The 20549-nt window shown below is 33.8% G+C and carries 13 protein-coding genes; 10 read left to right on the top strand and 3 right to left on the bottom strand.

Annotated features, from left to right (window positions below; translation table 11 throughout):
* The 3 genes from HMPREF2580_RS11160 to HMPREF2580_RS11170 all read left to right on the top strand — a co-directional run.
* A partial coding sequence (locus tag HMPREF2580_RS11160; protein WP_141756904.1) for an Ig-like domain-containing protein occupies positions 1-688 on the top strand: 688 nt, incomplete at its 5' end.
* A 288-nt stretch (positions 689-976) separates the two neighbouring features.
* On the top strand, positions 977-2563 hold the full coding sequence (locus HMPREF2580_RS11165) for a YSIRK-type signal peptide-containing protein (RefSeq protein ID WP_070833096.1): 1587 nt from the start codon (positions 977-979) through the stop codon (positions 2561-2563).
* A gap of 161 nt (positions 2564-2724) precedes the next feature.
* Positions 2725-3345, top strand: a complete 621-nt coding sequence (locus tag HMPREF2580_RS11170; protein WP_235309990.1) for a hypothetical protein — start codon at positions 2725-2727, stop codon at positions 3343-3345.
* Between the two features lie 135 nt (positions 3346-3480).
* Here HMPREF2580_RS11170 and HMPREF2580_RS11175 read toward each other — a convergent pair whose 3' ends face one another.
* Positions 3481-4083: an NDxxF motif lipoprotein gene (locus tag HMPREF2580_RS11175; protein ID WP_070833099.1), complete on the bottom strand. Its 603-nt coding sequence runs from the start codon at positions 4081-4083 to the stop codon at positions 3481-3483.
* A gap of 150 nt (positions 4084-4233) precedes the next feature.
* Positions 4234-5424 (bottom strand): MFS transporter, encoded by a 1191-nt coding sequence (locus HMPREF2580_RS11180; RefSeq protein ID WP_037541763.1) that lies wholly within the window; start codon positions 5422-5424, stop codon positions 4234-4236.
* 142 nt (positions 5425-5566) lie between these two features.
* On the opposite strand from HMPREF2580_RS11180, the gene HMPREF2580_RS11185 reads away from it, so the two are divergent.
* The 3 genes from HMPREF2580_RS11185 to HMPREF2580_RS11195 all read left to right on the top strand — a co-directional run bounded on the left by HMPREF2580_RS11185 (position 5567) and on the right by HMPREF2580_RS11195 (position 7789).
* Positions 5567-6463 (top strand): LysR family transcriptional regulator, encoded by an 897-nt coding sequence (locus HMPREF2580_RS11185; RefSeq protein ID WP_044466675.1) that lies wholly within the window; start codon positions 5567-5569, stop codon positions 6461-6463.
* Between the two features lie 78 nt (positions 6464-6541).
* Positions 6542-6796 carry a hypothetical protein gene (locus HMPREF2580_RS11190; RefSeq protein WP_070833102.1) on the top strand — a complete coding sequence of 85 codons (255 nt, stop codon included), beginning with the start codon at positions 6542-6544 and terminating at the stop codon, positions 6794-6796.
* Positions 6797-6916: 120 nt separating this feature from the next.
* The gene (locus tag HMPREF2580_RS11195) at positions 6917-7789 is read left to right on the top strand and encodes a hypothetical protein (protein ID WP_070833105.1); all 873 of its coding nucleotides are present in this window, start codon (positions 6917-6919) and stop codon (positions 7787-7789) included.
* 325 nt (positions 7790-8114) lie between these two features.
* On the opposite strand, the gene HMPREF2580_RS11200 is transcribed toward HMPREF2580_RS11195, so the two are convergent.
* A complete protein-coding gene (locus HMPREF2580_RS11200) occupies positions 8115-8327 on the bottom strand; it encodes a hypothetical protein (RefSeq protein ID WP_002444818.1) in 213 nt (70 codons plus the stop codon).
* Positions 8328-8710: 383 nt separating this feature from the next.
* Between HMPREF2580_RS11200 and HMPREF2580_RS11205 the strand changes: the two genes are divergently transcribed.
* From HMPREF2580_RS11205 to lip, 4 genes are all read left to right on the top strand, one after another.
* On the top strand, positions 8711-9964 hold the full coding sequence (locus HMPREF2580_RS11205; RefSeq protein WP_070833108.1) for an MDR family MFS transporter: 1254 nt from the start codon (positions 8711-8713) through the stop codon (positions 9962-9964).
* A gap of 194 nt (positions 9965-10158) precedes the next feature.
* Positions 10159-17319: an aureusimine non-ribosomal peptide synthetase AusA gene (gene ausA, locus HMPREF2580_RS11210; RefSeq protein WP_070833111.1), complete on the top strand. Its 7161-nt coding sequence runs from the start codon at positions 10159-10161 to the stop codon at positions 17317-17319.
* Positions 17316-17945: an aureusimine biosynthesis 4'-phosphopantetheinyl transferase AusB gene (gene ausB / locus HMPREF2580_RS11215; protein WP_070833114.1), complete on the top strand. Its 630-nt coding sequence runs from the start codon at positions 17316-17318 to the stop codon at positions 17943-17945. The genes ausA and ausB overlap by 4 nt, the downstream gene beginning before the upstream one ends.
* A 269-nt stretch (positions 17946-18214) precedes the next feature.
* Complete coding sequence (gene lip / locus HMPREF2580_RS11220; protein WP_070833117.1) at positions 18215-20410, top strand: YSIRK-targeted triacylglycerol lipase; 2196 nt, start codon at positions 18215-18217, stop codon at positions 20408-20410.
* Positions 20411-20549: the final 139 nt, after the last annotated feature.

Genomic DNA, 20549 nt, shown 5'->3' on the forward strand with positions numbered 1-20549 from the left:
TTCAACAGTAGTCATCACATTCCCAGATGGTCAAACAGCAGAGGGGAAAGCAGACTCAGATGGCAACTATCACATCGAAGTGCCGATCGATGAACATCTAAAAGGTGGAGATCACATCAGCGTGACAGCAACGGACACATCAGGTAACATATCAAAACCATCTGATGTCATAGTTGAAGGTATTCATAAACATGGAAAAGGCGATAAACCTGATGATTCAAATCATCACAACGGCAATAATGCTAAACCTGATAATCCAAACCATCATAATGGAGTGAATCCAGAACCAAACAAGCATAACAATTCTAAAGGTTCAAACAATCATCATGTAGAGAAACCTAGTCATAATGAGCATGTAAATCATCCAGATAAATCACAGTCAAACAATGATGATAATCAAACAAACGGAAATCAATCCAAACCTAGTTATACTCATCACAATGAACATCAAAAGATAAACGGTGCTACAAATACTTCTAACAACCAAGAAGAACAACCTATTCAATCGCAACGTGATCATAGTAAAGCAAACTATGGTAAAAACAATAGTGAAACGGATTTACCAGAAACTGGTGAAGAGAAAGGAAGTAAAGGGATTCTATTTGGTTCTCTATTTGCAGGTCTAGGTGCATTATTACTACTATTTAAACGTCGTAGAAAAGATGAAGACAACAATGAAAAAGAGTAATTTACTCAAAATTCTTTTAAAACTGAATAGGTAAAAATAGGAGGGTGAAACGATCTAGTTTCATCCTCCTTATTTATCTTGTCTATTACATCTGCATTCAAATTTAATTACATAGCAAATCAAAATTTTACAATCGTGATCTTGAAGTTCTGAAGATTAATTTTCAAGTGAATAAAAGATAAATATTTCCAGTTACTTAAAAATTATATTGAATATACATGCAACGTAAAGTAATATTAAATAAACGGAAATTTATACTGTAAATTTATTATATAATTGGAGACTAACATGATAAAACAACACAAATTTAGTATTAGAAAATTTGCAGTGGGGGCAAGTTCAATCGTTATCGGAGGCATTATCTTTTTAAGTGGGCATGAGGATGTTTCCGCAGCAGAGCAACATTCTCAAACTGAAGGGGTACACGCGACTACGTCATCGGGCAATGATGAAACACAAGTGTCAGATAAAGAATCAGAAATCAACTCGATTAACGGGAAAGATGTTTCAACGGTATCGACAAAGAAACCTCCTAAACTTTCGTCGCAACGAAGTTCATCGAAACTAGCAACAACGGCACCACATTCACTAAATCAAAGTGAGCCAAATCAAGGTTCATCTGATCATGATACTACAGCACCACAAATTATAGATGTAGATATAGATAAGCATACATATGCACCAGGTGAGACAGTGAAAGCACGTGTAACAATTAAAGAAGCAGGTCAACTCAGTGACGTATCAATCGGATTTTCCAACGACACACGTGTGGGAACGTCTTCAATCAATGAAATTGCAAAGCCTGAAAATATGCATAAAAGTCAAGATGGACTATGGACTGTAGATATAAATCTTAAGATTCCTGATAAAATTGGAGATACATCATTTAGTTTTGCAGCAGTTGTCGCTGACGATGCAAGTGGCAATGGAGATACTGTGGCGCCAGGTTTAGCTCCATCATCAATGAATACAGATCATCTTAAATTTAACATTAAGAATAAAGAAGCAGTGGATACAGAAGCACCACAAATTCTTGGCGTAACGGTTGATAAGAAGCAATATTACCCAGGTAATACAATACATGCACGTGTTCACATTAAAGATGCGAGTCAACTTAAAGAAGTTTCATTAGGATTCGTTAATGCACCTTACATAGGTTTAGATGGTATTAATAAATTTGCATATGCTAAAGATATGACACGTTTACCAGATGGTACGTGGATGGCCGATATTGCACTACAGATTCCTAAGAATATTGCTGCATCGACTTACAAATTTTCACATGTTAGTGCAGAAGATGAGTATGGTAATATTACTGCAGTCGTTGATGAATTGTCAGAACCTACAAATTACACTAATTTATCATTTGAAATTCTTTCTATGAATGAGTCTACTCAAGATCATCTTTCATCGACTCAACCCAATTTAGGCGCTTCTTCTGAAAATGATTATTCAAACACAGACATTAATAATAAAGATGATAGGAAAATTGAAAGTACAAAACATGAAAGTAAAGATGACAGTACTTCAAATGAACTAGAATATCAACCATTAAAGAGTAATAAAAACTCAGAGTCATTTAAGGGAGTTAAATTAGAGACAACAACTAGAGAAAATCCTCAAGTGAATAAAAAAGTGAGAGATGATTCAGAAACACCGCAATCACATCAAGACGACACCAAAACGTCAATTTCGGAACCCCATGAAAAAGCTAAATATGAATACAAAGAAGAGAGTAAAACTAAAAAACAAGATCAAAACCTACCACAATCAGGTAAAACTACTAAAAGTATCATTAGCTTTATTGCAGCTATACTATTAATCATAGGTAGCATATTTATATTAAGAAGAGAAAAACGACGTACAATAAAATAACCTAAGATAAAGCCATAGACAAATGATGGGGGAATCTCCAAGCGTTAGATTTAAATTCACTTATGTGGGATATTCATCTTAAATCATTGTGTTTATGGCTTTAAAAATTATTATATGAATATATAGAATCGTTAATGATAAAATAAGTTTATAAAGGAGGGGTGACAATTACACAAAATATATTAACCTTATATTTATTAAATCAACGTTTGGATAAAATGATTCAATTTCATAATGAATTATTTACTGAAGCTGATGAAAAGTTAGATGAAAATGAAACTGAAAATATAATTTATATTAAAAATGCAGCTTTTATTTTAATCAAACTTTATTTGTGTAAGTTGTGTAAAAATCAAGCACGTTATGGTGAGGTGAAACCGCAAAGTTCTCATATTTATACTTTAGCCGATGAAGAAGTTTACTTCGCATTTCATGAATTTCAGAGTGAAAAGGTACTTGATGAAATTCAATTGTCTCCTCAACTTGAACAAAAGTATGATCAAGATATATTTAGGTTATTAAATATTAGAGGGAAAGTTACCCCGTTTATAAATCCAAATGAAAATCCACAGGATTTCGAAATATTTATGGAAGATATGGCATTGATTTTGAAAAAGATTTTTAAAAATAACAAAGATATTTTAACTCAAATTTTAAAAGACGATTTTAGAACAAACCATTTAGATAAAGTCATTAAACGTGCATTTATTGAAGTTTATCAAACAAATAAACTACATAAGAAAGCCAATAAAATAGTTGAGGCAATACTCGCTTCCCTATAAATTGATAATGCTGATGAATCATCGATGTATTTTACATATATGTTTCACGTAAAACAATAATAAAAATAAAAAAGCGCTCAAAGTAACAGGATTCTGTCTTTGAGCGCCTTTAAATAGTATCAACATTCAACTCATTTATTTATCATAAGCAATGGTTTTTATATCTTCTTCTTTTAAGAAATCTTCAATCTGTTTCTGCTCTTTACCATTAACATTTTTATCTGTATCAGCTAACTTACTTGCTTTTTTAACACTGCTCCCTTCCTTCGCAATGTTCAGTTCTTTTTTATAAAGTTGATCAACATGAGCTGTATAATCATTTATTTTTTTAGTATATAGTTCATATTTATGATTAGGTAATGAATTATTATTGATATATTCATCAAATCTATGATTATTTTTGTGTTGTAAATCGACAATATGTTTAAATTTATTCAATTGTTTCTTCGATAACTTTTTCTCAGAGCTTATTTTATCTTGATATGGTTCTAAAGCATCGGTTAGTTTTCTATCACTATCCAAATAAAGTTTAATATCTTTTTTCATTGTTGGCTTAGAAATGTCTTTATCTTTATCAGTTTTGCTAAATATCTTTTTTGGAATTTTAGTATTATGTATTGAGTGATGTTTATTATCAGAGTGATGCTTTGATTTGTGACTATCACTTGATTGATCTGAGCAGCCGACAAGACCTAATGAAATAATGGCTATTGCTAATAGAATAGTTATCTTTTTCATAACAAAACTCCTTTATATCATTTTTAATATTATTATCTATATTTCATTTAACCTATTTTTCAGATACTAATCGTAAATTATTTTATAAAAAAACGGCTAACAATTTCATGACGAAACTGCTAACCGTATTATTTTCAAAAAACAAAGTGACTATTCATTTTCTCTAGTTTTAAATGGTTTTGTGTGATGTCTACCATGAACAAAGAAGTAAATGATAATAGCAATAATAACTACGACTCCCATTAGGATATATAGGTTTCTGTAACCTAAGAATGGAATAATCATTCCAAGAATAAATGGTCCCATGCCTGCACCGAAGTCTGTAAAAATATAGAAAGTAGATGTAGCAAGTCCCATTTTATTAGGCGGTGATTGTTGAATCGCAATAGCTTGAGCAGTTGGCACGATGGTACCGTAACCGAAACCAATAAATGCTGCCGCAATTAATAATACTAGGCTAGAATGTGTACAACCTAAGATAACGAGTCCTATCATAAAACTGAATAATACAGGGTACATGACTTTGTTTTCACCATAATTGTCATAAATTTTACCTGTAAACGGACGAGTAACAAATGTGACTATTGCAAAAACAACGAAAAAGAAACTTGATGCAGTAACTAAATTGATTTTTTCAGCATAAATAGATAAGAATGAAAGGACGCTGGCATATGCGACACCAACGAGTACAATTACCATAGAAATAGGTAAAGCTTCTTTTTGTAAATAGGCATGAATACCTTTAGGTCGTTCTTCGTTTTCTGTTGTATTACCTAAGACAGGCAATTTTTTAATAAAGAACGTTAATATAAGTGCAACAACGATACTGATTAAACTAATTCCGAAGATAGATTCGAAACCTAAATTCTTATTGAAAACTAAACCTAAAAACGGACCAATTGCAGATGCTAATGTGACACTTAAACCATAATAGCCGATACCTTCGCCTTTACGATCTTCAGGAACAATTCGAGAAGAAATCGTACCTGTTGCAGTTGATGAAAATCCGAAAGCAATACCGTGAATTAAACGAATAAGCATCAATACCCATAAACTATTGATTGTGAAATAAAGTGCTACTGCAATTACAGAGAAAATCGTACCTGAAAGTAATACTAATTTAGGTTGCAGATTATCAATAATTCTACCTGAACCAAGACGTCCCGCTAACATACCTATGATGAATATACCAGCGGCTAAACCGCCAACACTTTCAGATGCATGATATTCGTCTATTGTATATTCAGTTATCGTGACGATTAACATGTAGTGAATTAAATACATAAAGAAATTCACGAACGTCACGGATAAAAAGTCCTTAGTCCAAAGACGTGTTTCCATTATTTCCCTCCTAAAATGATTGAATTTTCCCGTACATATAATTGTATTACCCATATATTATAATAATTAATATTACTAATGTATAATTAGAATTAATGAAGTATTAATAAGCGTTACTAATATAAAAGTGGGGAGTGAACACATGAATTTTGAACAACTTGCTTATGTAAAGACAGTTTATGAAATGGAATCGATGATACATGCTAGTGAGAAAATGCATATTAGCCAATCTGCGATGAGTCAATCAATTGCGAATCTTGAGAAAGAAATAGGTTATAAATTGTTTGAACGTTCTCGTAAAGGAACATTTTTAACTGAAGAAGGACAACGACTTATACCATATATATTAGAAATATTAGAATCTCAAAATGATTTATTAGTAGAAGTTCAAAATATGAAAACAGATATTGCAGGTACATTGAAAATTGCGACGATACCCACACTTTTCCATAAAATTGTACCTAAAGCACTATCACATTTTAAAAATGATTATCCTCAAGTAGATGTCGAAGTTAAAGAAGCAGATCGTGAAGATATTGTAGATATGGTGGATAAAGGAGATATAGATATTGGTTTAATCGGAAAGCCAGAAACTGAAGAAAACACACTTCCAGTCAGAGAAATATCATTGAATCTCACAACAAAATTTAAGTTACTCGTTCCTAAAAAGTCTAAATTAACATTCAGGGACTATGTCAATTTAGAGGAAATACAAGACTATCCATTTATTCTATATGATCGAGGATTTTATCATCATCAGCTAAAAGAATTCGAAAAAACACATGGACCACTCAAAATCGTATTCAAAACTACAAATCCGATTGTATTGATGAGAACAGTTGCAGAGGGACTTGGGATAGGTATTGTCTCCAACTTAATGGTAGAAAATGAACACTTCTTTAATGATGAAATGATTGAAGCGGTCTCACTCGGAAAACCTTTCGATGCAGCTATATCATTTTTAGCAGTAGTTAAAGATGGAAAACATAATGAGAAAACAATACAAGAATTTATTAATTATTTAAAAAATAATGAATAAGTGACATTGTTACGTTAAGATAGAAAAGTAATTAAATGAAAAGATAACTATTTTAAATATTGGAGGATATTTTAAGTTATGGAACAATTACATGGATTTTTGCCAATAATATATTTTGTGCTTACCATGGCAGTTCATTATTTTTTATCTAGAACAGGTATTAAATTATTAGGATTTGTTGTCCCAGTCATAGTAACTATAGGATTTATCTACACATATAAAACTGGATTATTACACTTAAATTTAATAGGAACAATAATTTTGATAGCTGTAGCACTACTAATACTTGCAGTTGAATGGGAAAATGCCCAAAAAGATAAAAAGAAAGAATAATTTTGTTAGTTAACTTACAAAATGAGTTCGCATTCAGTAAATAATTTCATTATAATAAAATATATTTATAAATAAAGAAATCCACTACACCATGAAATAACATCGAGAGGATTCAAATGAATGAAAAAATTATTCGCCATAACAACAGCTTTGACACTATTTCTAGTCGCATGTAACTCAGACAATTCATCAGATCAGAAAAAGAATCAAAACAAAACAGAAACTAAATCCAAAAAGGAAAATTCATCCAACAAAACGAATTCAGAAGACAATACACAGACAAACCTTAAAGCTAAAGACAAAGTAGAGAATCTACCTGATAAAACAAAATTAGCGCTCATTTTTTGTGCTGATGATAAAGGCCAATATACACTTACTAAGAACAACATCTTAACCGGAGCATATAAAAATGACAAAGACGACCCCCGAATAATTAATCAATTTGTTTTAGTCAATTATCCTAAATTTTCAAATGCACCTAAAGGTATGAAGTTTTATTCAGTATATCCAAGTAATCATAGTTTCCAATCAATCGTTGGCATTAGTAACGATAAGATTATACTTGGTGGTTCTCAGATCCGTCTCCAAGATTATAAACAGTTGCTCAAACAGGGAAAGGAATATAGTACACAAGAAGTCTATGATAAAGTCAAAAAGAATAAAGCTTTACCAGAATTAGCTAATAAGATGCATGTAAGTAACCAATTACCAATAGCTAATGATGAATGGAAATATAACGGTTTATCTTATAGAGAAATGAAAGAAAAGGGTGTTATCATGGCTCACGGTAGTAGCCAAGTGTATCAATTTATTAATAATTTAGAAGGTCATCCATTAGATACTGATAAATATCTGTGGGACGTTGTGAATTGGCAAAAAGATGGTAATTGGAAAGTCAATTGTCGTAATAAAGATGGTGAGATTGTAGCCACTTACACGACTGTTGATGGTAAAGTTGCTAAATTTGATGAAAATGGTAAACGAGTTAAATAATTCTATCTAATATTACGTAATTTCATAAAGGAATAAATCTTATAGTCTGGTTCTCATACAGTGAGGGCCAGTTTTTCTTTTCTTAGACGACAGTTAGGTACTTAAGCATGCCTTTTAAGAATAGTCATCCCCACAGTACTCGATCATCTGATACGTTATTCAATGAATTGTTTTATCAAGGTAATTACATTGCTTCGTTGCAAAGTTATACACGACAGCTTATCTTATTAAGTCTAATGTAAAATCAATATGTAAATTCAACAACTAACTCAACAAAATAAGATGGTCATTTCCTGGGGAATAGGTAAACGACCATCTTTAAATTTTAAGCATCTTTCTGACGTGCACGTTCTTTTCTGAAATTTTGACGTCTTTGTTCTTCTTTAGAAAGATAATTTGGATATTTTTCGGGATGTTGGTAGCCATCAATGGCACCTTTAATCATACCTTTAATCAGACTTGCTATACCCTTTCCAATTCCAAAAACAAATCGAATCAAACCGTAAATCGCAAATATCCATAAAAAGATATAACCCATATTGAAACTCCTTTTTTCTTTTACAATAACATACTTCGATAAACAGAAAAGACGATTGTAATCATGATTTTATCGATAAAATCATATGAACAAATCGATTTGTAATAAAATTTTAAAGGTAAATAGCTTTTCCCTCATTAAGGAAGACTAACGGTATAGTGACGTTAGACTACTAGACCACTTATAAAACGAAGAATTCACGGAGTTTTTCCTTGATTTTTAGTAAATGTCTTAAATCCAATTGCATAGTTATTGAATAAATTACTATTTATGACATATTTTGAGAAATTAATATAACCAAAATTGTGACAGAGCAGGCTATAATTATTCATGGTGATTTCACCGCCCGATAAAACAAATAAAAATATAAAGGGGGCAATGAAATGAAGAAAATGAGCATCACCTTAAAAGTGAGATTGATATGTAGTTTTTTTGAGAACTTAATAACAATGGCATTTTTACCTTTTATGGCGCTATATTTATCTGATATGGTAAACCAAACTTTTTCGGGTGTGTTTCTCTTTATGTTAGTGTTACTTAACTTTCCGATTTCAATGATTTCAGGGCATATCATTGAACGGTTTCCTAAGAAACGTACCTTACTCATTTACCAAGTCATTTTATGTATAAGTTTACTCACGATGGCAGTAACAATTTCAAATCAACTTATATTTATTATTTTATTCTGCATCGCGTATTCAATATTTAGCATTTCATCCGGCATGGCACAGCCATTAATAGACACAATTATAATGGACGCGATTACACCAGAAGTTGAACATTACATTTATAAAGTGAGTTATTGGCTAATCAATGTGGCTGTGGCTTGTGGCGCATTTATCGGGGGAACAATGTATAGTTTGAATAAGTCAGCACTCTTTTTTATAGCTTTTGTTATTTTCACGCTTGTACTTTTCGCATTATACATTTGGATTCCTAATGATCAAAGTTATGTTTCAAACGCTGAAGAGAAAGAGATGCCTTTAAACCATACGCGTAGTTTGAAAGGCTTTTTACATCAATACCAGATAGTATTAAAAGACAAAATTTACATGTACTTAATTATAGGATCAAGCATTCTTATTATGGGTGAGTTATCTACTTCGTCTTATATTTCTATAAGATTAAAACAGGAATTTGAGACGATTTCTCTATTTCATATCCATATCGATGGGGTGAGAATGTACTCTATTTTAATTATGACGAATACGATTGTAGTTATAGCACTCACGTATTTTATTTCTAAGTACATCTTGAAAATGAACAATGAAAAAGCACTTCTCATTGGTCTTATCCTTTATGTTATCGGATATTCAGGCATTACATATTTAAATGAATTGAGTTTACTCATCATATTTATGATTATTGCAACATTTGGCGAAATGATTTATTCTCCTATTTTTGGAGAACAACGATATAAAGTGATACCCGCTGACAAAAGAGGAACGTATTCAGCGGTAAATGCGTTAAGCTTTCATTTTGCTAATTTACTTGCAAGATTTGGCATTATTTTAGGTGTATTTCTGAATTCCGTGGGCATGACGATTTATATGTTTGTACTTCTTATGGTAGGCAGTTTCCTATTATATGGAGGAGTTCGTCAATTTAATGGAAAAGCTTTAATCAATCAAAAATGATGTAAAACACATTCAATAACCTACTGAATTGCTCGTAATTAAACGCAAAAATTATTTATTAAGTTTTTGTAAAAATATCATTCAAGCAATTGTTTTAATGTGTTTAAATGTACTAATATATAGCGTATCTAAAGAAATATGTAAGTTATATGTTAGTGAGTATTATAAAGTATGAGTATAAAGGAAGGACTTGAATGACAATAGACACACTGCATTTTCAACAATATTTTTATAATAAATATTTACAAACATCTTCAACTACTAAAAGGGTGACATATTGGGTTCAATTAGATAATGACATTGAACGTCACAGATTGATGTACGCGCTACTAGATGTTGTACAACATCAACCAATGTTAAGATCTACATTTCAAATGAATAATGAACAACTAAGAATCGATGTACGAGAATTTTTCCCGTTTATTCAAATTAAGGATATCAATCAAAAGGCGAAAAATCTCGATATCGAGGCTTACTTCAGACAAGAACTAAATTCCTACTATTTCAATCAATTACCTCTATTTAATTTTACAATTTATCAATTTTTGGATGACACTTTCTTACTTTTAGATTTTCACTCTATGATTTTTAATGATAGTCAATTGGGCGACTTCTTCAGACAACTTAATATTGCTTATAATTATGGTTTATTCCACGAACATATGGTTTCTGATTTCTATAATATGATTAAAGACATGAACGAAGATTTTGCACATGTTGAGGACAATACTCAATTAGAGCATTTTAAAGTATTGAGTGCTGATAGTGAGTACGAGTCATATATGCCAATTAAAAACAATACAGAGCACAAAGAAGTTGAACATCTTCACGCTCAAGTTGAGTCGTTTGATATGAATCGACTCGTTATAAGCACATATTTGGCAAATTACTTTATGAGTCAGTCCAATCATGTGGCATTAGGAATTCAATTTCCACTCAATTATGACAAGACAGACGATATGATGCTTATCAACACTCATGTAGCACCATTAAGTTTAAATATCGAAGGGTCTCATTCAGTTGAAACAATCATGAATGAATGGGAATCGGTCATTTCAGAAATGATGCAAAATGGAACATCTTTCATGGCAGATCCGATGTCGAGTGACGTTGAATTTGAAACTTTAGTGCACGCTTCAACAATTATCAAGCGTTTTGAATTGAATCATACTACGCATAAAGTACATCGATTATATAGTGATACGTCATTGTTAGCCGATTTGGAAATTTATCCATGTGCACAGGATGGGTTTGATTTAGTATATAATGCGAATGCTTACGATAATTTAACTATTAAGACATTGATGCGTTTAATAAAAGATATTTATATGCAATTAACACGAAATCCATCAATGTTAATTAAAGATATACAACTTTGTAATGAAGAGGATCAACATCTTTATCAAGAAATCAATCGTCATTTATCAAGTGCTAAAAATTACCAAACAGTGATTGAGCGTTTCGAATATCAGGTAGCACAACATCCAGACAAAATAGCGTTAAAATTTGAACAACATGCTATGACATATGCTGAATTAAATCATCGCGTGAATCATTTAGCATATCACTTACGAACAGAATATGATATTCAAGCTAATGATATTGTTGGACTCTTAGCAGAGCGTAGTTTAGATATGATTGTAGGAATGTTAGGTATTCTGAAATCTGGTGCAGGTTATTTACCTATTGATCCAGATTATCCTGATGATAGAACGGCTTATATTATTGAAGATGCACAGCCTAAAGCTGTCGTTACGTACCAAACAACACTCTATTCAGATGTACCTCAAATTCAACTTGAGAAGATCGATTGGTATGCTGATAACCATTTGGAAAATCCGAGCCAAATCAATACTGCTGAAGATACGGCATACATTATTTATACATCTGGTACAACAGGCAAACCTAAGGGTACCGTAGTACCGCACAAAGGTATTGATCGTTTAGTACATCAACCAAATTATGTTGAATTAAACTATGAAACAGTCATTTTACTCTCAGGAACTGTGGCTTTTGATGCAGCAACGTTTGAAATTTATGGTGCATTGTTAAATGGTGGACGTTTAATCATTACTTCCAAGGATACATTGCTAAACCCAACTCAATTAGGTCAAACCATTGCTGTCAATCAAATCAATACGATGTGGCTGACGTCATCTCTTTTCAATCAAATTGCAAGTGAACGCATTGAAGTATTAGAGCCGTTGACTTATCTATTGATTGGAGGCGAAGTGCTCAATGCCAAATGGGTGAATTTATTAAATTCTCGTCAGCGTCATCCAGAAATCATTAATGGTTATGGACCTACTGAGAATACAACATTTACTACAACGTATGCGATACCTGAAGAAATGCCAGCACGTATTCCAATTGGTCAACCAATTAATGGCACGACAGTTTATGTCATGCAAGGGGACCATTTATGTGGCGTAGGTATTCCTGGTGAATTATGTATAGGTGGCGTTGGTTTAGCGAAAGGCTATTTAAATCAACCTGAGCTCACGGCTGAGAGATTTGTTACCTCACCTTTTGAAAATGAAAGACTCTACCGCAGCGGTGACTTAGTACGTCTTCAAGAAGATGGGCATATCGATTACATCAGTCGTATCGATAAGCAAGTTAAAATTCGTGGATTTAGAATCGAGCTTTCAGAAATTGAGAAAGCGATAGAAGCAATCAGAGATATTAATAAAGCTGTCGTGATTGTACGTGAACACGAACAAGATAAACAGATCGTGGCATATTATGAAGCTTCACAACCACAATCGACAAGTCACTTAAAAGAAGTGTTGAGCGAAACATTGCCTGATTATATGATTCCGATTCATTTTAAGAAAATAGATCAAATACCAATTACAATAAATGGAAAATTAGATAAACGTGCCTTACCGAATATTGAGATGGTAGATCTATCAAATTATGTCGCACCACGTAATGATGGAGAACGTGTGATTTGTCGTATCTTTGAAGAGATACTACATGTGGACCAAGTAGGGATCAAAGATAATTTCTTTGAACTTGGAGGACATTCATTACGCGCAACGTTAGTAGTAAACCGTATTGAAGCTCAACTTAAAAAGCGTCTTAAAGTCGGAGATATCATGAAGTTACCGACTGTAGAACAGTTAAGCCAGCATATTATGGAAATGAAGAATGAGGACTTTGAGATTATACCGAAAGCACAGTCCGCATATCAATATGAATTGAGTGCTGTTCAAAAGAGTATGTATCTATTGTGGAGCGTCAATCCAGAAGATACAGTCTATAATATTCCGTTCTTGTGGCGTTTGACATCAGAGTTGAATGTGGCGCAATTGAAACGTGCACTCAATCAACTCATCGCACGACATGAAATTTTAAGAACGCAATATGTGATTGATGAAAATGAAGTGAAACAACGTATTGCAAACGATGTTGAGGCTGACTTTAAAGAAGTAACAACAAGATATACAGATGAACAACAAATTATCCGGGCATATACAGAGCCATTTAACCTTGAACAACCGAGTCAAATGCGCGTGAGATATATTCATGCACCTCACGAAGACTATTTATTTATCGATACGCATCACAGTATTAACGACGGCATGAGTAATACCATTCTATTGGCTGATTTAAATGCATTGTATCAAGAAAAAGAATTGCCTGAATTGGCACTGCAATATAAAGATTACAGCGAATGGATGGCAAATCGAGACTTAAGTAAACAACGTCGTTACTGGTTACAACAGTTTGAAGATGAGGTTCCTGTATTAAATATGCCGACAGATTACCCTAGACCAAGTATTAAAACGACAAATGGAAATATGATGACATTCCATTTTGATGAAGCACTTAAGACACAATTACAATCTTACGTTGAGCAACATCAAATGACAGATTTCATGTTCTTTGCAAGTGCGATTATGGTGTTACTTCACAAGTATTCACGCCAAGATGACATTGTTATCGGTAGTGTGATTAGTGCGCGTACACATCGTGACACTGAAAATATGCTCGGTATGTTTGCGAATACACTGGTTTATCGTGGCCATCCGACAGATGATAAGACGTGGGAACAATTGATGTCTGAAATTAAAGAGACTAGCCTTGGCGCTTATGAACATCAAGAATATCCATTTGAAAGTCTTGTTAACGATCTTATAGATGAACGAGATGCTTCTCGTAATCCATTGTTTGACGTTATGCTTGTACTGCAAAACAATGAAACGAATCATGCAAACTTTGGTCATAGTCAATTGACGCACATACCTCCTCAATCAACAACAGCGAAGTTCGACCTATCATTCATTATTGAGGAAGATCAAGATGATTATGTAGTTAATATTGAATATAATACTGATTTATATGCTGACGACACGATTCGTCATATGGCTGAACAACTTGAAAACATTATCAGCCATGTCATATCTACTCAAGAATTGAAGATTCAAGATATTGAAGAGAATCAACAAATGTTGGAATGGGTTGAGACACATGTGAATCGTCATTCATTAGATTTCCCGGAAAATAAATCTCTTCAACAACAATTTAACGACATCGTGAATCGTAAAGGTGATGACGTGGCGCTTAAACTTAGTGGTCACTCTATGACTTATCGTGAATTGGACACATACGCAAATCGTATAGCAAACGCACTAATCCAACGCGGAGTCAAAGCTAGTGAACGTGTTGCATTATTAACAGAGCGAAGTTTTGAAATGATTGCATGTATGGTGGCTTCTTGGAAAGTAGGGGCTTCATATGTACCCATTGACGTGACAAATCCTGAAAAACGTATTGAACATATCCTTGAAGATGCGGAAGTGTCAGCAATACTGACGTATGGTGTCACTTATGATTCAAATGTATTAACGATTCCAATTGAATCCATTGATACAGAGATTCCTATTGAAAAATCATTTTCAGAATATGCGGGCAGTCTAGAAGATGAAATGTATAGTATTTATACGTCTGGAACTACAGGTATGCCTAAAGGTGTATCGGTGAGACAACGCAACATCTTAAATCTAGTGAATGCATGGACCGATAGGCTGGCATTATCAGAAGAAGAGACATTTATGCAATATCACAACTATGTCTTTGATGCGTCAGCTATGGAAATTTATTGTACGCTGTTAAATGGTTATAAACTTGTGATTGCGAATGACAATGAACGGACAGACACGGAACAATTAGAACAACTCATTGCGAGAGAGCACATCACTGCTGCATCGATACCGCTACAAGTTTGTAATGTGATGAAAGACTTTTATATTTCTAAACTATTTACAGGAGGCGCAACAAGTACGCCAGCATTTGTCCGACACATTTCTCAACATTGTGATACGTACTTCAATGCATATGGACCATCTGAATCAACAGTTATTGCTACGAATTGGTCTTACTCTAAAGGAGAACCTATTCCATCAATGATACCTATTGGTCAGCCTTTAGCTAACATACAAGTGTATATTCTTTCTGGAACTAAACTATGTGGCGTGGGTATATCAGGTGAGTTGTGTATTGCAGGTAAAAGTCTAACAGCTGGATACTTAAATAGACCTGAACTGACAGCAGAATCATTTATAGACAATCCATTTGGAGAAGGTAAATTATATCGAAGTGGTGACCTAGCAAGATATACGCATGAGGGTCAAATAGAATTTATGGGACGCATTGATAAACAGGTCAAAGTAAATGGGTATCGAATAGAACTCGGAGAAATTGAGAATGTCATTAATTCTGTGGAAGATATCTCTGATAGTGTAGTAATTGTTGATAAACAAAATGACCACGAAATACTCCATGCCTACTTTGTAGGAAGTGATCAAAAAGAATCAGAGGTGGCGAGACAGTTAAATCATTATTTACCGAAATATATGATTCCTAAAACATTAACAGCAATTGATGAGATTCCTTTAACACGGAATGACAAAGTTGATGAATCGAAGTTACCTCGACCTCGTATTCAACGAAATACCTTTGTCCAACCACGAAATAACATGGAACAAACCTTTGTATCAATATTTGCTGAAGTTTTAGAGGTGCCTATGATTGGTATTGATGATGACTTTTTCGAAATAGGCGGAACGTCCCTTGATGCCATGGTTGCAGTGTCGAAACTTAAATCACAAGATATTCACATTACAATGCAAGATGTATACCAATATAAAACGGTGCGCCATTTAGCAGAACAATTTGAGACGGATAATGAGTTGGTAGCGGTCAATGTGCCGGATCACTTACCTCAGTTACAAGCTTTAGTTGAACGCCGATATCGAAAAGATATCACTGCGCCTACTCAAAACGCATTGGGTCACGTATTACTCACTGGTGCGACAGGGTTCCTAGGTGCATATCTCATTAATGAGTTACAAGGTTATGCGGATAAAGTGACATGTATTGTGAGAGGTCATGACATAGCTGAGGCACGATACAAATTACAAGAGAATTTGACTTGTTATTTTGATAACTCACATGTAACTGACTTAATGAAAAATGTAGACATCGTATTGGGCGATTTAACAAACTTAGGTTCTTTAGGCATTAATGAAACAATTGATACCGTTATACATGCAGGCGCACGTACAGATCATTTTGGTGATGATGAGGCGTTTATTGATGTAAATGTTCAAGGTACTGAGGATTTATTAAACATCGCTCAACAGCATCATGCGAAGTTTATATATATTTCTACAATTAGCGTCGGAGCAGTCTTTGAAGCCCATGTTGAGGATAGAACTTTTTCAGAAAAGGATGTTTATAAACAACAATTATTTACGTCACCTTACACCAAAAGTAAATTCTATAGTGAAATCAAAGTACTAGAAGCGGTCAATGATGGATTAGACGCACAAATTATGAGATTAGGTAATTTAACAAGTGCATATTCTGGCGCATTAAATATGAAAAATCTTACAACAAATCGATTCTCAATCATGATGCATGAGTTATTAAAAACATCATCTATAGGAGAATATTTCGGTAAAACATGTCTAGATTTCTCATTTATTGATGTAACCGCACGTCATATTGTGAAACTTGCTGCATCACAAGCACAGCCAATTATTTATCATATTTATTCACCTCATACAAAAACGATGCAAAGTGTATTAGAGGGTGCCAATCATACACAGATGAATATCATTAGTGATGAAGCGTTTGAACAAATGTTAATTAATGAAGGTATGCATGAGGTGATTGGCCTAAGTAGTGGTAATGCATCACAAGTGCCGGCAGAGATTAATTCTGATATGACGCAACATGTGATCGCGCAATTAGGTGATGGATGGCCTGTAGTAACTTCTGAATGGTTACGCGCTTGGAGAGATTTACTCTTTGACAAATTCAAGAAAACAGAGAATAACGAATGACAGTATTTTTAACAAAAATAAACGCTGACATCGACATGATTGCGCAAAGATTATTAACATCAAGGCGGCAAGCGAAGAAACCTAGACGTATACAGTACCGTTTTCAAAAAGACCGTGTCATGCATACGTTAGGTGACTTCTTTATTCAATATTGTATTGAGCAATGGGGCGAGTTGAGTCCTAATCAATGGGAGTATCAGATTGCGAAAAATGGGAAAGTGGACATTCAAAGTGCACATTCTATCGGCTTATATGTGAATCTTTCATACAGTTTTCCATATATTGCTTGTGCAATCGATGATCAACCAGTGGGACTTGATATTGAATTGATGAAAGAGATTGATTACATGAGTTTGGCGCATCAATTTTCGGAAAATGAATTTAAACAAGTGCAAATATTAAAAGACTTCTATGAAATTTGGACGAAAAAAGAGAGCTACACGAAAATGATAGGTGAAGGATTAATACGCGGCATAGATGTTTATGATGTGACGCAACCTTTATTCTATAAAAATAAAGAAGTATCATTTCAACCATTCGTTGAATATAACATGATGATTCAATTATGTACGGTAAGAACCAAGCAACACGAATTAGTTGAAATACCCATACAAAATATATACTAATTTAACAGGGAGCTGAGATATTTAATGATGTCTCAGCTCCCTTTTTTCGTCTTTAGAAAGATGTAAAGGTAAATTCATATGGGCTTAATATTGTTTTTATATGATGAAGTTGCCTTTAGGTGTTTGTATTTTATTTTCAACAGAGAGGAGCATGAAGATGATAAAAGCATGGTTGAGTAAAATCTTTGAGTTAATCCCACGTGCTATTGTAAATATTTTCATTTAAGACCGAATTCAAAATTAAAAAATGATGTAGAGGTGCTAAAAACATGAAAAACAGAAAGAACTCGTACAGTATTCGTAAATTAAGTGTTGGTGCGTCTTCAATCATCGTCGCATCAATGTTATTTATTGGGGGCCAAACTGCACATGCCGCAGAACAAGACGCAGAACAAGACGCTCAAGGGAATTCTGAAAACCACATAGCACAATCTATTGGGGCTGAAAATGATAAAAATAGTGAGAAGCAATCGAATGTTGAAAATGATAATAAAAGTTCACTAGAAACTAAAAATAATGCGCCATCATCTATACATAATGAAGATGCTCAACAACAAGCGCAAACAAACACGGAAAATAATGACAAAGTAACTGAAACTAAAGAAAATGCAACTCAAGACAAACAGAATCAAGACAATGTTAAAACAAATAAATCAGAAACTCAGCAACCGCAAATCCAACAATCACAAAGTTCACAAACCAAAAATGACCATGTGTCGTCACAAGCTCAAGAGAATCAACAAAATCCAAATGAACAATCACAGCAAACTGAACAAGCAAGCGCAGAAAAAGTTTCTGAACGTAAAGCAGAACCGCAAAGTGAAGATACTCAGAAACCATCAACTTCGAACACAAATGTGACAAAGTCATCTGAAAAAGGGGACAATGATGCAATAAAACCTTTAGAAAAACAAGATAATGATAGTGTGACTCAAGCACAACCTCAAAAGAAATCACATCCTGCCTCGACTCAAAATAATGACTCGAATCACACACAATCACCAAAACAACAAGTGACTGCAAAAGATACTCAAAATGCGAAAAAAGAAGCCCCAGTGGAAGCATTAAACAAGCATCCACAAACGAAAGCACCACAAAAGCAGACAACTCAAAAGCAGGCAAATCAAAAAGACCTTAAAGTAAAAGACTTAGACAGCGACGGTATGACAAATACACATGCCCCTGGTAAAAAAGATGATCAATCTAAAAAAGGCTTAAATACTTTAACACGAAATGCTGTTGCTACACCTAAAAATAAATCCGCTCAACAAACTGATAAACAGGTTAAAAAACAAGCAAATAAAGCATTCCCTCAAATTCAATATAAAAATCATGATCCTATCATTTTAGTGCATGGTTTCAACGGTTATACTGCAGATAATGGACCTGCCCTTGCTGGAAATTATTGGGGTGGCGACCGAATTAAATTGACACAAGAATTAAGAGCTAAAGGTTATAACGTCAGTGAAGCCAGCGTAAGCGCATTTGGTAGTAATTATGATCGAGCAGTCGAATTATATTACTATATTAAAGGCGGAAAAGTCGATTACGGCGCTGCCCATGCAGCTAAATATGGCCATGATAGATATGGTAAAACATACGCCGGTGCATACCGTGAATGGCAACCAGGTCAAAAAATTCATTTAATTGGTCATAGTATGGGTGGTCAAACTGTACGTTTATTAGAAGAAATGCTACGTAATGGCAATCCAGAAGAGGTTGATTATCAAAAGCAACACGGCGGAAGCATATCACCTTTATTTAAAGGCGGACAGGATAATATGATTTCTTCAATTACCACTCTAGCTGCGCCACATAATGGTACGCATGCTGCTGATGTAGGGAATGAACCATTTATCCGTCAACTTGCTTATGACTATGCAAGATTTCAAGGGCATAAGCTTTCAAGAGTTGATTTAGGTTTAAAACAATGGGGCCTTGCTCAAAGAGACGGTGAAACGCACGCGCAATATGTGAAACGCGTTAACAACACAAGTAAGATTTGGAAAACGAAAGATAATGCATTTTACGATTTAAGTCGCGAAGGTACGAGTAAGTTAAATCAACATACATCACTTAATCCAAATATTGTGTATAAAACATACACAGGAGAATCAACGCGTCCGACATTAGATGGTAGACAAAAGGCAGATATTAATATCAAATTCTCTTATCTTGTAACAGCAAATGTGATTGGTAAAGCGCCAGAAAAAGAATGGAGAGTCAACGATGGATTGGTGTCTGTCATTTCAGCACAACATCCATTTAACCAAGCCTTTGTACCTGCAACAAAAGAGATTAAAAAGGGTGTATGGCAAGTTATGCCGGTTAAACACGGTTGGGACCACGGTGATTTTGTAGGTTCAGATAGTTCAGAAGTGCGTATTTCAGTAGACGATTTAAGAGACTTCTGGGATAGCATGATGAAAGAAATAGTTCAAAACGAGAAAGTAACAGATAAATAAAATGTAGACACGTCGAGAATTGAATTATATTTCAATACTCGGCGTGTTATTTTTGTTACTTACATACAAATGGAAAATGATTAACCAAAAAATAAGTGCAAAAAGTAACATGTAATTCGATTTTAATAAAATAGAAATT

The organism is Staphylococcus sp. HMSC036D05 (genome assembly GCF_001836225.1).
Taxonomy (GTDB): domain Bacteria; phylum Bacillota; class Bacilli; order Staphylococcales; family Staphylococcaceae; genus Staphylococcus; species Staphylococcus caprae.

Excerpts from the sequence above, each read along its gene's own strand:
- HMPREF2580_RS11165 (WP_070833096.1), top strand. The coding sequence starts at position 977 with ATGATAAAACAACACAAATTTAGTATTAGAAAATTTGCAGTGGGGGCA.
- ausA (WP_070833111.1), top strand. The coding sequence starts at position 10,159 with ATGACAATAGACACACTGCATTTTCAACAATATTTTTATAATAAATAT.
- HMPREF2580_RS11195 (WP_070833105.1), top strand. The coding sequence starts at position 6,917 with ATGAAAAAATTATTCGCCATAACAACAGCTTTGACACTATTTCTAGTC.
- lip (WP_070833117.1), top strand. The coding sequence starts at position 18,215 with ATGAAAAACAGAAAGAACTCGTACAGTATTCGTAAATTAAGTGTTGGT.
- HMPREF2580_RS11175 (WP_070833099.1), bottom strand. The coding sequence starts at position 4,083 with ATGAAAAAGATAACTATTCTATTAGCAATAGCCATTATTTCATTAGGT.
- HMPREF2580_RS11205 (WP_070833108.1), top strand. The coding sequence starts at position 8,711 with ATGAAGAAAATGAGCATCACCTTAAAAGTGAGATTGATATGTAGTTTT.
- HMPREF2580_RS11190 (WP_070833102.1), top strand. The coding sequence starts at position 6,542 with ATGGAACAATTACATGGATTTTTGCCAATAATATATTTTGTGCTTACC.
- HMPREF2580_RS11200 (WP_002444818.1), bottom strand. The coding sequence starts at position 8,327 with ATGGGTTATATCTTTTTATGGATATTTGCGATTTACGGTTTGATTCGA.
- HMPREF2580_RS11185 (WP_044466675.1), top strand. The coding sequence starts at position 5,567 with ATGAATTTTGAACAACTTGCTTATGTAAAGACAGTTTATGAAATGGAA.
- ausB (WP_070833114.1), top strand. The coding sequence starts at position 17,316 with ATGACAGTATTTTTAACAAAAATAAACGCTGACATCGACATGATTGCG.
- HMPREF2580_RS11180 (WP_037541763.1), bottom strand. The coding sequence starts at position 5,424 with ATGGAAACACGTCTTTGGACTAAGGACTTTTTATCCGTGACGTTCGTG.